This window comes from Leptolinea tardivitalis (assembly GCF_001050275.1).
Taxonomy (GTDB): domain Bacteria; phylum Chloroflexota; class Anaerolineae; order Anaerolineales; family Anaerolineaceae; genus Leptolinea; species Leptolinea tardivitalis.
Window position 1 is genome coordinate 21,761 of the sequence record NZ_BBYA01000004.1, and the last position, 16,201, is coordinate 37,961.

The following is a 16,201-nucleotide window of genomic DNA, read 5'->3' on the forward strand; positions in this document are numbered from 1 at the left end:
TACCTCTGGAGAATAATCGTATGAGAAATATCTGGGTAATAGCCAAACGGGAATTCAAACTGTACTTCATAAGTCCTATCGCTTATGCCGTCATGTTCTTGATCCTATTTGTTCTTGGTTTGATCTTTTATTCAAGTTTTTACTTTGCTGCTTCAACACAGCAGTATGTCCCCTCTATGAAAGAAATTCTTTCTCCCATGGTGACCATTTTCCTGTTCACTACTCCAGCCATTACCATGCGTCTGCTGGCAGATGAACAAAAGACCGGCACGCTGGAAGTGTTAATGACCAAACCCATTCGTGATTGGGAACTGGTTCTGGGTAAATGGCTGGGAGCCATGCTTTTCTTCATAGTTATTCTGCTCCTCACCTGGATTTATCCTTTGATCCTCAATATCGTGGTGAAACCGGGAATCGAGATGGGCAGCGTAATCACAGGATACCTTGGATTACTCCTTCTGATTGGTTCATTCATCGCCATCGGGGTTTTTGCTTCTTCTCTGTTTTCCAACCAGATCGCCGTATTCTTTACCACTCTGGGCATCCTGTTGATCTTCTGGTTAATTGACTATCCCGGGCAGGCTTTTGGCGGTGTTGCCGGCAGTGTCATGCAATACCTGGGGTTAACACAGCATTACTTCAACTCGTTTTATGCCGGTGTCATTGAAATTAAAGACCTGGTCTATTTTCTCAGTTTAATTACATTTGCTCTCTTCCTTGGGAGCGCATCTGTTGAATCGAGAAGGTGGCGGTAATGAATAACTACAAAAAATTCGCCCCTTATGGGCTTTATCTATCGTTGCTTGCAGCGGCCGCATCGCTGGGGTTGTTCATTGTCCAACGGAAGATGACTCTGCCTCTTCAAATATCTCTGGCTGTCATCGTGCTTGGTCTGGCGCTGGCCGTTTTTCTGGATCCCCAGAAAGCGAAAGAGACAATAACAGGCCGTCAGGGAAAGAACACATCCAACGCTTTCCTGATGGTGGTCGCTGTGCTGGGCATCCTGGTTGTACTGAATTACCTCGGAAACACTTATTCCCGCCGCTGGGATCTGACGGAAGACAAGCAGAATTCACTGGCACAAGAATCCCTGCAAATTCTGGAAAAATTACCATCAAAAGTATCAGTGGTCGGTTATTTTTCTCCTCGCATGTCCAAAGAAGCGGCCACTCAATTGTTGGAGAATTACAAGTCTTCCTCCAATGGCAAGTTTGACTATAAATTTGTCGATCCAGATGCCGATCCCGTAGCAGCGAAAGCAGCGCAGATCACCCGCGATGGTACTCTGGTACTATCCATGGACGGACATTCAGAACAGATCACCTATCTGGATGAAAAAGAAATCTCCGGTGCATTGATTCGTCTATCCAACCCGGATAAACGCAATATTTACTTCCTCACCGGACATGGTGAATATGAGCTGGAAACAACCACCCAGGAAAATAAATACAGCCGGGTAAAAGCCGCCCTCGAAGCCAAGAATTACACAGTTAACTCACTGAATCTGCTGAAGACTCCCAGTATTCCGGATAACGCCCTGGCGATTGTCATAGCCGGTGGGAAAGTTGCCCTGAACGATAAAGAAGTTGATCTGCTTAAGGCCTTTCTTGAAAAAGGCAAGGCAGTCGTCTGGCTGGATAATCCCTCTGCAGAAAGCGGCATTAAATCATCTGATGATCTATTTGCCGCCTACCTGAAGTCTGATTGGGGCATCACCGTTGACGATGATCTGGTGATCGATACCAATGTCAATCCGCCAACAGTAATTGTGGCAGATAAATATGGCAATCACCCCATTACCAACAAACTTCAAAACCTGGTGACATTGTTCCCCGGCGCACGGTCAGTGCAATATGATTCCAAGCATGAAAAAGTTGTCGGGTATCCGCTGGTTTCCTCATCGCAGGCTTCCTGGGGTGAAACAGACCAGGCTAGCATCGCCAGTCAGAAGGTTTCGCCCGATCAGAAAACTGACCGTATGGGGCCTCTGGATGTAGCGCTGGCAGCCAAGAACATCGATACCAACGGACGGTTAGTGATTATTGGCGATGCCGAGTTCGCCAACGATAACAATTATCCCCAGTATGGGAATGGTATTCTGTTAATCAATTCCATCGACTGGGCTGCCGGGCAGGAAGACCTCATCAACCTGACCCCGCGAGATAATACACAACGGGTTTTGGTTCCTCCAACCGTCTTTACAACTGGCTCTGTCATGCTTGTGACTGTATTCCTTATTCCAGGAGCTATTCTGGCTGCAGGCATTATCACCTGGATTCAAAGGAAAAAGAGAGGGTAAGCCATGGTTAAGAAACCAACTCTGATATTATTGGGAATTCTCATAATTTTGGGAGCGGTTGCATGGTGGACTCAGAAAGCCCAGCCCGACTTTTTGAAGGCAGATATGACTGCCACACCCACAACAGTCCCCAGTCCATTCACTGCCTGGAAATTTGAAAACACCCGCCTGATCAAGTATCAGAACCCTGATGGTTCACCACTCGATCTGCGCATGGGTAAGGATTTCAATTCCTGGAGTATTGATCAGGATTCAGCCATACCTGTAAATTCCGGCAAGGTGATGCAATTAATTTCGGAGTTGCAATACATGAAACCTATTGCTAAACTTGAATCAGCCACAGCAGATGACGCAATGGGACTGGATGCCGGGGCAAAGATCATCACCCTGGTGGATGATAAAGGTGCCACAATTGAAATGAAACTGGGTCAGCCTACTGCTACAACCAGTGGAACATATGTAAAGGTTGCCGATAGTTATTACATAGTGAATACACCAGTAGTGGAAGAGATCACCAAGATTTTGACGGTTGAAGGTCTTGCCAAACCGACAGAAACACCCACTTTAGTTTCGGGTACCCCAACCCCGTAATCCTGGGGTTTCAGGTATTGAAAACCCGTCTGAAAAAGAGTATTCTGAATACTGGTAATTTTGTGCCAGAATGGTTGATTGAACTCTCAAGAATGAGGTAATGACAAATTTCTATGGATGATGCAATTTTGAATGTAGTTGATGAAGATGAAGAGTATTCAGCAATCGCAAGATTGATCGAACTTGGCCGCCAGAAATCTTTTGTCACTATAGATGATATTCTTCACTTCTTCCCTGAAGCTGAACAGGATGTGGAACAGCTTGAAGAAGCGTTTGCTGCCTTGTTAAGTGCAGGGATCAATTACATTGAAGAACCTTCAGCAATTGAAGAACCAGCAGAAGATGAACTCACTCTTGAAGAGGAAGAAGCTGCAGAAGAAGAGGAACAGGGACAGTCTGTTTTTCTGGATGACCTGGCGAACATTGATACCGATGATACCATTGGCCTGTACCTCAAAGAGGTCAGTCGGGTTCCTCTGCTGACTGCCGAAGAAGAAGTGGAACTGGCTCAGCGCATAGAGCGCGGCCGCATGGCTCGTGAGGAATTGGCCCGGGGCAATGTAAACACCCACCGTCGTCTTGAACTTCGTCACCTCATTGAAGATGGATGGGCTGCCCGTGAGCACTTAATCACAGCCAATTCCCGCCTTGTCATTTCTGTAGCCAAAAAATACATGGGGCGCGGTGTTCCTTTTCTAGATTTGATCCAGGAAGGTAACATCGGTCTGATCCGTGCCACAAAGAAGTTTGACTATCGCCGCGGACATAAATTCAGCACATATGCCACCTGGTGGATCCGTCAAGCGGTCACACGCGCCATTGCCGATCAAGGACGCACTATTCGCGTTCCAGTCCATATGGGCGATCAAATCAACAAATTGCTGCGCGTTCAACACCAGTTAACCCAACGGTTGGGTCGAGAACCGAGTGTAGACGAACTCGCCGATGCCCTGGAAGTGCCGCCCAAAAAAGTTGAGAACATGATCCAGGTTGCCCGCCGGCCGCTTTCGTTGGAAACACCTACAGATGATGAAGAAGATTCTGTCCTGGGCGATTTCATCGAAGATGATGAAGCTCCCCCGCCGGATGATACCGCTACATACAATCTGCTTAAAGAACATCTGGAAGATGTATTGAATTCCCTGCCGCCGCGCGAAGTGCGCATTCTACAGTTGCGGTATGGTTTGTTGGATGGACAGGCTTACACTCTGGAAGAAGTTGGTCGTAAGATGGGTGTTACCCGCGAGCGTGTCCGTCAAATCGAAGCCCAGGCGCTCAGCCGGCTGCGCCATCCCACCATCCGCCGTCGTTTGCGTGATTACCTGGGTGAATAACCGCAATTTCTCAACCAAAAGGAGCGCATTAACCTATGCGCTCCTTTTTTATTAAATTTTTCTTGCATTAATCTTTCGTTTGGTGCATACTAGGCTATTGGGAGGAAATGTTTTTATGAGAAAAATCCCATTAAGAGCCTACCACCTCGAAATTGAACAACTCATTGATAATGAACGCTCGCAGGAAGCTCTTGAGCATTGTCAACGCATTATTAGTATTTATCCGCGCTGTCTGGAAACTTTCAGGCTGATGGGAAAAGCCTACCTTGAGCTTCATCAATACGATAAAGCGGAAGATGCATTTAAAAAAGTGCTTTCATCAGTGCCCGATGATTTTATTGCCAATATCGGTATGAGCCTTTTGCGTGAGAAACAAACTAACCTGGAAGGCACCATCTGGCATATGGAACGCGCCAATGAAGCCCAGCAATCCAATGCTGCTGTTCAAAGCGAACTTCGCAGATTATATCGCCAAAGAGATGGCAGAGATTCAACCCGCACCCTGCTAACCCGTGGGGCGCTTGTGCGCATGTACATTCGCGGTGATATGATCTCCAATGCATTGGCAGAAATCCAGGCCATTCTGGCAGAAGATCCATCCCGAATGGATATAAAAATCCTTCATGCCGTTGCCTGTTTTAAAGCCGGTAAAACGGATGAAGCCATCCAGATCTGCCGTCAGATATTAAGCGAATATCCATATTGCTTTGAAGCTAACCGGTTGCTATACGAAAACAGATCCCCATCCATTAAAATTGAAGAGATGCAGACCTTCCAGCAGCATCTTCGAGAACTTGACCCATATTATGAGTTCACCAGTTCAAACCAACCGGATGCGGCAAAAGTGCCCGAAGAAAATGTGAAAATTGAGGTTCCTGATGATTTAGGCCCAAAAACTGCAACAGAGAACGAGACGCCAAAAGAAGTGTTTTCGCCATTTGGTTCTGTTGAAGCAACAAATGGTGCTTTTGGTAAACAACAAGCTCAATCTGAATCGGCCTTTAAAAGCGAAGAAAACCTTCCTTCATGGATGGAAGAATGGCAGAAGCCCTCGTTTCAATCATTGAATGAAGGCATGGATACCGGTATAAAAGCTGGGCAAACACCAGCCACCCCAAATTTCGGAAACGGTTCTGGAAAACCTATGACAACTGAAGATACGTCCTCCAAATTCCCATCCCCGGATGAAAAACCCAATTCCCCCTTTCCGTTACCGGAAGATAAAGGTGGGAATCCTAATCCATTTATTCCCGTGCCCGGTCAATCCATTCCGGCCGCTGAACCCGGGGATATTCCTGAATGGTTAAAGGCACTCGCGTCTGAACCTCCGGCAGCATCTTCAGATGCGGTGACCGCACCATTACGCGTACCGGGGGAAACAGGGGTTCTGCAAACTGGAGAAGAAAACCTCGATTTTTTGAGGAATATTCCAGGTGAATCTCCAACTCCTAAACCACCTGAACCAAAATTCGAAACGCCTGTTCCCGGCCCGATCGAATCATTACCCGGCATCCTTCCTCCCAGCCCATTCCTATCATCGAGTGAATCCACCCAACCTGTACCGGTAGAAGGCAGCACATCAGAAGCTCCCAAACCCGTTGAGCGTGAGATGCCTGATTGGCTGCGGTCGGCCGTGGAACCATCGGCAGAATCGGCATCTGTTTCTGATCTCCGCCAGGATTTCATACCGGAGAATCTGCCACCAATCGAACCTTCAAAGGTTTCCCCGTCGTTTGAAAGTCAATTTCAGATCCCGGAACCTGAAGATGGAATCACGGCACCTGTTCATGATGAAGAAGTACCAACCCCCGAAATTGAACAATACCTTGAACAATTGCGTAAAGATATCACCCCGAGTGACCAACCAGACTGGTTGAAAAGAGAAAATCTGGGAAGTGATCTTGAAGCTTTGTTTGAAGAGACCAGGAAACCAGCGACGCCAGAACCCAAACCTGAACCTGAATCGGAACAACCCGATTGGATGCTCAAATTAAAACAGGAAGAATCGGGTGATCTTTCAAAGTCTGCCGCACCCGAACCTTCACAACCTCTTCCCAGTAATGTTCCTGACTGGTTGTTTGCCTCAGAAGAAACCGATGGTGCCACCGCACCCATTCAATCTGAGACACCTATTACCCACCAACCACCTCCAGACTGGCTGGCGGCAGCCCGTCCGGATATTTTCTCGCGAGATTACATATTGGATTCCGATCAAGAATCAGAAACTGAGAAAGCCGCCCCAGCTGAATCCGAGACAACTTCGTCAGGGTTTGATTTTTCCAGTTTTCTCCAGGAGACTCCACCAGAGACTCCGGCGAAAGAAACACCCGCAGCTGAACCAGCAGCCCCTGACCTTAGCTTCCTTCAGTCTCAACCGGTAGATTTCATGAAAGCCGACCGGGAACCTTTGGAAGATAATCTGGCAGCTTCGGAACAGGTTGAAACAGGCAGCGGACTTGATTTTACAAAAGCGGAGCCAGCAGAAAATTTACCGGCAGATCTGGCTGCCCTGCTACGTGAAGAGGCTATGCAGGATATAACCACGTCACCGCTTGAAGGGGAACAAGTGGAAACATCTCCAGCCCCCGGACTCTCGTTCGATTTGAATATCCCGGAATTATCGGAAGACAAATCAGCGGTAGAAACTGGTGTTGGTGAAACTGCCTTACCCGAAATGGAAGTACCGTCCAGTGTGACACCCATCGCAGCCGAACCTGCCATTGAAACCACTTCTGAAATTGCTGCACCAGAAGTCCCCACAACGATTGAACAAGAGAAGCCATTAGCAGAAGAACCTGTTGTACCCATCGAAAAAGCTCCCGCATCATTTGAAGTTCCGACGATTCCTGCACCATCCATCAATCTGAAGGCTGTTGAGGAAGCCCCTGTTCCTTTGATGGAAGAAACTTCGCCAATTCAAGAAGAATCGGCACCTTCCATTGAAATCTTCCGTGATGAAGCTCAACCTTCACAACCAGAAGTGGCCCCTCAATTTGCCAATGGATTTGAGGCAGAAGATCAAACAAATGTCCTGGAAACCGAGCAAACGCCGGAAGAAATCACGCCTACCCATGAAATATTGGTTATGCCTGGCCACAAACTTGAGCCAGATATTCCATCACCTGTGAAAGAAGAAGAACCGGCTGTTGTCATTGAACCTGCCAAACCGATGGAAGAAAAACCGGCTCCAGCAGAATTCGTTAAACCTGTTGAAATTTCGGCTCCTGTGGAAGTAGCTCCTCAAGCAGAGAAAACCATTCCTGTTGAACCCGAAATTCCAGCCTCACCTGAACCTGTTTATGAGACTGCCAAAGTAGTTCAAAAACCGGCAGAACCCAAACAGGTTGCTCCGAGAAAAGTAGTAAAACCACCTTCAACACCCCGGCCGGTTTATCGAGTTGAAAAAAAACCAGCAACCCCCGTTTACACTACTCCCACCGCACCCAGAAAAGGCAGCGGAGCGGCTGATCTCACCCGAGCCCGTGAGGCCGTCACCCATGGTGATCTTGCCACAGCCTTGCGCCGGTACATTAAGTTGATCAATTCAAATAAGGCTCTGGATGCTGTATCGGCTGACTTGAAGGAAATAACCCGGAAAAATCCGAAGAACTTTCTTGCCTGGCAAACGTACGGTGATGCACGTCTGCGCTCAAACCGCATTCAGGAAGCATTGGATGCCTACGCGAAAGCTGCTGATCTGTTAAAATAATCCGGCTATTAATCTACTACCTCTGGAGTTCTCATGGAACGTACATTTGTGCTGGTAAAACCGGATGGTGTTCAACGCGGTTTGATTGGTGAGGTGATTGCCCGCCTCGAAAAACGCGGTTTGAAATTAACTGCTGCCAAATTCCTGGCAGTCTCCAACGATCTGGCCGAAAAACATTATGCGGTTCATAAAGGAAAAGATTTCTATCCAGGTTTGATTCGCTATATCACCTCTGCACCTGTAATGGCAATGGTCTGGGAAGGCACCAATGCAGTGGCAGTGGTCCGTCAAACTATGGGCGCCACCCGTCCTTGGGAAGCGGCACCAGGCAGCATCCGTCATGATTTTGCATTGGAAGTTGGCCGAAATCTGACCCATGCTTCAGATTCGGTAGAAAACGCACAGGCAGAAATTGCCCTCTGGTTTTCCCCTACCGAGCTGGTTGAATGGCAGCGTTGTTCAGATGATTGGATTTTCGGAAAGAATTAATAATATTCATATACAAATTGTTAGACAATCAATCTCCATCCGCTATCATCCAGGGGTGGAGATTGGTATAATCCTCACTGGAAATTAGATTTTTCCAGCTTTGGAGGTGTAAGTGAATTCTCGCAATCAATCGTATGTGGTTTATGTGTTGCTGTTCATCGCCATTATTGCCATGGTGATCTACAGTTTCAGCCAGAATGCCACAACTTCAGGGGTGCTTACTATTAATCAGCTAGCATCTGAAGTTCAAAATGGAAAAGTTGCCCGTATTGTGACCGATGAAAACAAGCTGACGGTTACTTACAAAGACGGGACTCAAAAATCTGCTACATCCACTAAAGAGACTGGAGCCACGCTTGTAGATCAACTGACAGCGCTGGGTGTTACCTCTGATAAACTGTCTCCGGATAACGTAGAGATTGAGATTAAACCACCCAGTGCCTGGCTAGGTGTAGCCACTGCTCTGGGATATATCCTTCCGTTCCTGTTGCTGGCGGGAGCATTCTTCTTCATTTTCCGGCAGGCACAGGGCAGCAACAATGCTGCCATGTCATTTGGAAAGTCGCGTGCCCGCATGTTCACCGGTGATCAACCTACTGTTACTTTTGCCGACGTAGCCGGTGTGGATGAATCCAAAGAAGAATTACAGGAAGTGGTTGAATTTCTGCGCGAACCGCAAAAGTTCATCCAACTGGGAGCCCGTATTCCTAAGGGTGTTTTGCTTGTAGGTCCTCCGGGTACAGGTAAGACGTTACTGGCGAAAGCTGTTTCAGGAGAAGCCGGAGTGCCTTTCTTCTCCATTTCTGGTTCTGAATTTGTTGAAATGTTTGTCGGCGTAGGTGCCAGCCGTGTGCGCGACCTGTTTGACCAGGCTAAACGCCATTCTCCCTGTATCGTTTTTGTTGATGAAATCGATGCTGTTGGCCGACAGCGTGGTGCCGGTCTGGGTGGAAGCCATGACGAACGAGAACAAACCCTTAACCAGATGCTCGTTGAGATGGATGGGTTTGATACAGACACCAATATCATTATCATGGCCGCCACCAACCGCCCCGACATTCTCGATCCAGCTCTACTGCGCCCCGGCCGTTTTGACCGCCGTGTTGTTCTGGACCGTCCAGATGTTCGCGGACGTGAAGCCATATTGAAAGTCCACTCCAAAGGTAAGCCATTGGAACCAGTTGTTGATCTGGGCGTCATTGCCAAAGCCACACCTGGTTTTGTAGGTGCTGATCTGGAAAATCTCGTGAATGAATCTGCAATTCTGGCTGCCCGTCGAAACAAGACTACCATCGGACAATCGGAATTTGAAGAATCCATTGAACGTGTCATTGCCGGGCCGGAACGCAAAAGCCGCCTCATCAGTGAAGAAGAAAAACGCATTGTGGCGTATCACGAAGCTGGTCACGCTGTGGTAATGAACTCACTCCCTGAAGCTGACCCGGTTCAGAAAGTTTCCATCATCGCCCGCGGTATGGCGGCAGGTTACACTCTGGCTCTTCCTCTTGAAGACCGCACGCTCACACCCAAAAAGAAACTTCAGGCTGAGATTATCGGCCTGCTTGGTGGACGTGCTGCAGAAGATATCGTATTTGATGATATTACATCCGGAGCTTCCAACGATATTGAACGCGTAACCCAGCTTGCCCGCTCCATGATCACCCGCCTGGGTATGAGCGAAAAACTCGGTCCCATGGTATACGGTCAAAAAGAAGAATTGATCTTCCTCGGCCGTGAAATTTCTGAACAGCGTGACTATTCTGAACAGGTAGCCGAACAGATTGACGGTGAAGTCCGGAAACTGGTCAACGAGTCGTATGCGAAAGCAAAAGATATCCTTAAAGAACATCGCGATAAGCTGGATGCCGTAGCCAATCGTCTGTTAGAAGTGGAAACGATCTCCAGGGAAGAATTTGAAAAGATTTTCCCACCTCCCACTCCAAAACGGAGCGGCACCCCAACATATGCTTCATAATTCTTAAGAACAACAACAAAAATGACCACTCGAACGGTGGTCATTTTTGTTTTTCCGTATACAACATACAACCATCTGTGATTTGCCGTTTGGGCAAATCAGTCAGCTTGATGAAGCAGGTGATAAGTTCAGATTTGTCAAAAATTGTTCCATGCGATCAGCCAAATCATCTCCTGCCGGAAACCAGGTGATGCGCGGATCGTCTTTCTTAAACCAGTTTGCCTGACGGCGTATATACTGCCGGGTGTTGCGTTTGATGAGCATCACAGCATCATCGAGACTATGTTTCCCGGTGAGGTATCCGGTGATCTCTCTGTACCCGATGGCGGATAAGGCAGGCGATTCAGGGTCAATTCCTGAATTGATAAGACTGCGCACTTCTTCCACCAGACCAATATTCAGCATGGTTTCAATCCGTAGATCCACTCGCTGATACAAAGCCGGCCTGTCCCACTCAATTCCGAGTATGATGAAATCGAGATCTTCTGGTGGTTGTTTCATCCTTTGAGCAGAAAACCGTTGACCGCTGCTGAAGATAACCTCCAAAGCTCGGATACTCCTCCTGACATTTTCAATCTGGATAAATTTACCAGCTTCAGGATCCAAACGGGATACAACTTCATGTATTCCCTGCGGTCCCAGGTCTTCAGCCCATTTTTCCAGCGCAATTCGTAGATTCTGATCAACCGGTTCAGATGGAATGGTCCATCCTTCGATCATTCCCCAGATGTATTGTCCGGTACCTCCAACAACAAAAGGAATTTTCTTGCGTGAGTGAATGTCTTCAATACACTCCATCGCAGCTTTTTTAAATCTGGCCAGTGACCAAATATCTTCTGGTTGAGCAACGTTAATTAAATGATGTGGAACCTGGGATAATTCGGAATTGGTAGGTTTAGCCGTTCCAATATCCATGCGTTCATAGAACTGACGTGAATCGGCAGAAATGATCTCACCATTAAACCGCTTCGCCAACTTGATGGACACTTCAGTCTTTCCACTGGCTGTAGGCCCAACAATGACTATAACCTGGCTATTTTTGTTCATATACCGCTGACAGCATTCCTGTAATGTTTGAGTTGATACCGGTTATCTTTCAGCGATTCTACCAGAATGGCAATCACATCAACCTGCCAGGGTAATTGAGAAAACTCAGTCGAACCATCCATGTATGTCTGACCGGCATTCATTAAATGCTCCTGTTTGACGGGTGTTACAGCTTCCTCTGGCCAGCCATAACGGGTGCCAATTCTGGTCTTTACCTCAACCATGGTAATTACGTTATCTCGGATGGCTATCAGGTCAATTTCGCCATATGGTGACTTCCAATTCCGCGCCAGAATGGTATATCCACATCTTTGCAGGTATTGATCGGCAATTTCTTCGCCCCATTTTCCGATTTTCTGATTATGGTTCATAATCTTCTGGCATTCCCTTTAAAAACCAATCTACTGCCAGCCTTGTTGCTGCCGGTTTGCCCAGGGCAAATGCTGACCGTGAAGCATCCTGATAAATATACGGGTATCGTACAGCATCGGTGAGAAAATCAAAAATCTCCTGTTCAGTTTCAATAAGGAAACCGCTGCGATGATTTAAGAGAACCTCACTATTGGCCGCCTCCTGACCGCTTCCACGGTTTACCAGAATGGCTGGTACACCAAGTGCCATCGCCTCTGCCAGAATCAATCCACCAGGTTTGGTAATGACAAAATCCATCCGACTTAACAAGGTCAGAAAATCTTTGACATAATCAAACATTGATATATCTTGCCGGTCCCTTATCGTTTCTTTCAGAATTTTGCTGAAAGTGGAAGGTCTTCCGCACACTACATTCCAGTGGACCAACTTCTCTTCCATGGAGATTGAGTCAACCAACAATGAAAGAGTTCTTGGCCAGGTTGCCACATACGGAGCCAGTCGTTTTCCACCAGCCAGAACAAGAACCTGGAGTGGTAAAGCAGGTTCGTTTCCATCCAGGCGTTCCTTGCGTTGATGTGACAAAATTTCTGCCGCCGGGTCTACAGGAATCCCGAATAACTTTATCTTGTTTTTCGGAGCGCCAAGCTCAATCAGCCGCTCATAAGCCTTTGTGGAACCTACTACATAACCATCAACTCCAGTCACCGGCCAATATGGATGAATCATAAAGTCCGTTGATACTGCTGCTATCGGAGGAATTTCATCACGCTCATTTTTCAGGTTGACAAGAATGGAACAGGGCAGCGAATGAGTGCAAATCACCAAATCAGGCTTTCTGTTTTCGAGTAATTCCATCATCCGGTTTTTCAGCAACGGCATACTTTGTAGGAATTCATATCCCGGCATCATGGAACCAGATTGCCAGGCAGCATCATACAATCTTGGAGCAAAAACTGTTGACGATAGTGATAAAAATTCCGGAAGGACTGAATCACGTATGGCAGGTGTGAACAGGTCTTCACAAAAGACTTTATAATTGTCCCCCACAAGTCTAATGCCCGATTTTATGGCATTGGCTGCAGAGGAATGTCCGCTGCCTATGGATAAATAAACGACGAGAAATCGATTCACTGCATCCCCGGATTGAGTGTGATTTTGGAGTTTTATCCAAATCGTGCTACACTAACTTTTTATTCTACCCTTAACCTGCTATATTCAAATATAAAAATGCCTATTGCTGAAACTATTGCCATCGGAACAGAACTCCTTCTGGGAGAAATTCAAGACACAAATACACATTTTATTGCCCTACAACTTCGAAATGCGGGCATTGATTTTTACCGGGCAACAATGTTGGGAGACAATCCCGGCAGAATTGCCAAAGCGGTCAAAGAAGCTGCAACCCGTGCAGATATTGTGATCACTTCGGGAGGGTTGGGTCCTACCGTGGATGATCCAACCCGCGAAGCTATAGCCCTGGCAGCCGGTGTGGAATTGGAATTTCATGAGGAATTATGGAATCAGGTTCAAGACCGCTTTCGTCGATATGGCAGAAAACCCACTGAAAACAACCGACGTCAGGCTTATATTCCGCGTGGAGCTACTGCCATAACAAACCCGGTCGGCACTGCCCCCGCTTTTTATATCGAAATTGACGGCTGTATCGTGGTCAGTCTTCCCGGTGTACCCCGTGAACTGGAAACCTTGTTGGTTGACACGGTCATTCCGTTATTCCATGATCGTTTTCATTTGAAAGCAGTTCTCCGATCAGTCGTCATTCATGCAGCAACAGCCGGTGAATCTCAGATCGATGAATGGGTCGCTGACCTTGAAACTGGTGCCAATCCAACAGTTGGATTACTGGCCCATCCGGGAATAACAGATATCCGTATCACCGCCCGTGCTGATTCGGAAGAAGAAGCCAATCACATGATTGCCGGATTACGTGAAGAAGTAATAAAGCGCATAGGCCAGTCTTACTTTGGCGATGACGAGACTACCCTTGAACAGGTCGTCAATCAGATGCTGGCTGACAAAGATATGCGCGCATTTATCCTTCTAAATGGATTCGATAGAACTTTTGAAACCAGAATTGAAAAATTAGAACCCAGACAAATTTTTGTTTTTACATCTACTGAAGATAATCCATCTTCGCCGGAATTGGAAATTGCTCGAACATCAGGATATGAGATCATCATCCGGGCGGATCTCTTTAAAATGACAGACCAAACAAATCTGGCGTTTACATTTATCACACCTGAGGAAGAAAAATCCATAACCAGATCCCATGGCGGCCACCCCGAATTGGCACAGACCTGGGCAGAAAACATGTTGCTGGATTTTATCCGGCGTTATCTATACAATAAAAACAATAGACAAGAATAGAGAAAGGGAAAAATGAAAACTGTTGATCTTATCCTTACAAATGCGGTCGTTCTGACTATGGATGAAGAATTCCACACGTTTGAACCCGGAGCTGTTGCTGTCTCAGGGAATTCGATCGCGGCAGTAGGGATGGAAGCGGATATCCTGAAAGATTATTCAGCTTCAAAGAAAATTGATTGCAACCATAAAGTCTTGATGCCCGGACTTGTGAATGCGCACACCCATGTGCCCATGACACTTCTGCGAGGACTGGCGGATGATCTCCGCCTGGACGTATGGTTGATGGGATATATGATGCCGGTGGAACGTGAATTTGTTTCACCGGATTTTGTCCAATTAGGGACAAAGCTGGCCTGTGCAGAAATGATCCGTTCGGGTGTTACAACTTTTGCGGATATGTATTATTTTGAAGATGATATTGCCCGGGCAACCCAATCGGCGGGAATGCGCGCCGTTTGTGGCCAGTCAGTGATGAAATTTCCCACACCAGATGCCAAGTCTTTCGAAGATTCACTGGCTCTGGCAAGAGACTTCATTATCCGGTGGAAAGATAATGACCTCATTGTCCCCGCTGTGGCACCACATGCGCCTTACACCTGTACTCCTGAAATCTTAAATGCATCGGCCTCTCTGGCGGTAGAATTTGACGTTCCACTGCATACCCATCTGGCGGAGACCGCCGGTGAAGTCGAAAATATGCGCAATGAGCATGGAATTCCAGTAATTCCATACATGAAGAAACAAAACTTATTTGAAGCTAAAGTGATTGCCGCCCACTGTGTTCACATTGATGAAGGTGAAATGCGTACTCTCCTGCATACCAATGCAGGTGTAGCCCACAATCCATCTTCAAATATGAAACTGGCATCGGGCATTGCACCTGTCAAGCGCCTTATTGAACTGGGCGTCAAAGTAGGTATTGGCACTGATGGTCCGGCGTCAAATAATGATCTGGATATGTTCGAAGAGATGCGGCTGGCTTCATTTCTTGCCAAAGTCAGTTCAGGGGACCCAACTGCCCTTCCGGCACGCACCACATTATTGATGGCCACACGGTTGGGTGCTGAAGCCCTGCATATAGGCAATATTACCGGCTCATTGGAACCCGGAAAACGGGCAGATATGATTCTTGTAGATGTTTCTCCCACGCATAATTCACCCCGTTTTAAACGTGATCCACACAATGTCTATGCGCAAATTATTTACGCCGCTAAAGCCAATGATGTTACCGATGTCATCATCAATGGTCAATGGGTAATGCAAAACAGAGTACTCACGACCCTCAACGAGGCTGATCTGCTGACTGCCGGTAACGAATACGCTCGAAAAATTGATTCCTTCCTGATCCAGCGCGAACAGTCAGTATTATCGAAACTAATCGCCATTGGCGGCGCCACCGAAGAAGAAAGTTTCGAAGTTCAGGCCAAGATTGCCATTCCTTCTGTAGATCCAATCTTAACCGCCATAAAGACCAATCCTGAGATCAAGGTTGTTCGTACACGCCATTATCATCAATTCGACACTTACATGAAATTTGATGATCCATCCCAGGGTTATGTACGTTACCGCGAAGACCACTCGATTACAGATACGGGTGAAATTACAGGTGTCCGTAGTCGGCTGACTCTGGTCGGACAAACTCGTGAACACCCCTTCCGGGAAGATGTTCTTCTTTCACGCAGCCGTTTCCTGGCGCCAGCCACCCAGAGTTTGAGGTTTTACAAAGAATACTTCAAACCACAAAAGACCGTTGAAATAGAAAAGAATCGCATGCGCTATCTTGTGAATTTCAAAGATACCGAATTCTTTATCAATGTCGATAACTTTACAGAACCAAACCTCGGATCATTCCTTGAAGTCAAAAGCCGCACCTGGAGCAAGCAGGACGCCGAGAAGAAAGCGCATCTAGCTGAAGACCTGATCAAAGCTCTGGGAGCCTCTCCAAGTGATGTAATCGCAAGCGATTATATTGAAATGGCCTCAAAATCTTGATCCGATTC

At 47.0% G+C, this 16,201-nt stretch carries 12 protein-coding genes; 9 read left to right on the forward strand and 3 right to left on the reverse strand.

Features of this window, described 5'->3' with window-relative positions:
• Positions 1-20 precede the first annotated feature (20 nt).
• The 7 genes from LTAR_RS03460 to ftsH all read left to right on the forward strand — a co-directional run bounded on the left by LTAR_RS03460 (position 21) and on the right by ftsH (position 10,397).
• Complete coding sequence (locus tag LTAR_RS03460; protein ID WP_062420780.1) at positions 21-755, forward strand: ABC transporter permease subunit; 735 nt, start codon at positions 21-23, stop codon at positions 753-755.
• Positions 755-2,299, forward strand: a complete 1,545-nt coding sequence (locus LTAR_RS03465) for a GldG family protein (protein WP_062420781.1) — start codon at positions 755-757, stop codon at positions 2,297-2,299. Before LTAR_RS03460 ends, LTAR_RS03465 begins: the two co-directional genes overlap by 1 nt.
• A 3-nt stretch (positions 2,300-2,302) precedes the next feature.
• Positions 2,303-2,890 carry a DUF4340 domain-containing protein gene (locus tag LTAR_RS03470; protein ID WP_062420782.1) on the forward strand — a complete coding sequence of 196 codons (588 nt, stop codon included), beginning with the start codon at positions 2,303-2,305 and terminating at the stop codon, positions 2,888-2,890.
• Between the two features lie 113 nt (positions 2,891-3,003).
• The gene (locus LTAR_RS03475; RefSeq protein WP_062420783.1) at positions 3,004-4,224 is read left to right on the forward strand and encodes a sigma-70 family RNA polymerase sigma factor; all 1,221 of its coding nucleotides are present in this window, start codon (positions 3,004-3,006) and stop codon (positions 4,222-4,224) included.
• Positions 4,225-4,339: 115 nt separating this feature from the next.
• Entirely contained in the window at positions 4,340-7,933 is a 3,594-nt protein-coding gene (locus LTAR_RS03480) for a tetratricopeptide repeat protein (RefSeq protein WP_062420784.1), read from the forward strand.
• 33 nt (positions 7,934-7,966) lie between these two features.
• The gene (gene ndk / locus LTAR_RS03485) at positions 7,967-8,422 is read left to right on the forward strand and encodes a nucleoside-diphosphate kinase (RefSeq protein WP_062420785.1); all 456 of its coding nucleotides are present in this window, start codon (positions 7,967-7,969) and stop codon (positions 8,420-8,422) included.
• A 112-nt stretch (positions 8,423-8,534) separates the two neighbouring features.
• Positions 8,535-10,397, forward strand: coding sequence for an ATP-dependent zinc metalloprotease FtsH (ftsH, locus tag LTAR_RS03490; RefSeq protein WP_062420786.1), 1,863 nt, complete (start codon positions 8,535-8,537; stop codon positions 10,395-10,397).
• A gap of 102 nt (positions 10,398-10,499) precedes the next feature.
• Here ftsH and miaA read toward each other — a convergent pair whose 3' ends face one another.
• The 3 genes from miaA to LTAR_RS03505 are packed head-to-tail and all read right to left on the reverse strand — an operon-like array spanning position 10,500 to position 12,947.
• Positions 10,500-11,444, reverse strand: coding sequence for a tRNA (adenosine(37)-N6)-dimethylallyltransferase MiaA (miaA, locus tag LTAR_RS03495; protein ID WP_062420787.1), 945 nt, complete (start codon positions 11,442-11,444; stop codon positions 10,500-10,502).
• Positions 11,441-11,815 carry a YraN family protein gene (locus LTAR_RS03500; RefSeq protein WP_062420788.1) on the reverse strand — a complete coding sequence of 125 codons (375 nt, stop codon included), beginning with the start codon at positions 11,813-11,815 and terminating at the stop codon, positions 11,441-11,443. Before LTAR_RS03500 ends, miaA begins: the two co-directional genes overlap by 4 nt.
• Positions 11,805-12,947 carry an MGDG synthase family glycosyltransferase gene (locus tag LTAR_RS03505; protein WP_062420789.1) on the reverse strand — a complete coding sequence of 381 codons (1,143 nt, stop codon included), beginning with the start codon at positions 12,945-12,947 and terminating at the stop codon, positions 11,805-11,807. Before LTAR_RS03505 ends, LTAR_RS03500 begins: the two co-directional genes overlap by 11 nt.
• Positions 12,948-13,043: 96 nt before the next feature.
• Between LTAR_RS03505 and LTAR_RS03510 the strand changes: the two genes are divergently transcribed.
• Both LTAR_RS03510 and LTAR_RS03515 read left to right on the forward strand, forming a co-directional pair.
• The gene (locus tag LTAR_RS03510) at positions 13,044-14,201 is read left to right on the forward strand and encodes a competence/damage-inducible protein A (RefSeq protein ID WP_062420790.1); all 1,158 of its coding nucleotides are present in this window, start codon (positions 13,044-13,046) and stop codon (positions 14,199-14,201) included.
• 12 nt (positions 14,202-14,213) lie between these two features.
• A complete protein-coding gene (locus LTAR_RS03515) occupies positions 14,214-16,193 on the forward strand; it encodes an amidohydrolase family protein (protein ID WP_062420791.1) in 1,980 nt (659 codons plus the stop codon).
• Positions 16,194-16,201 lie beyond the last annotated feature (8 nt).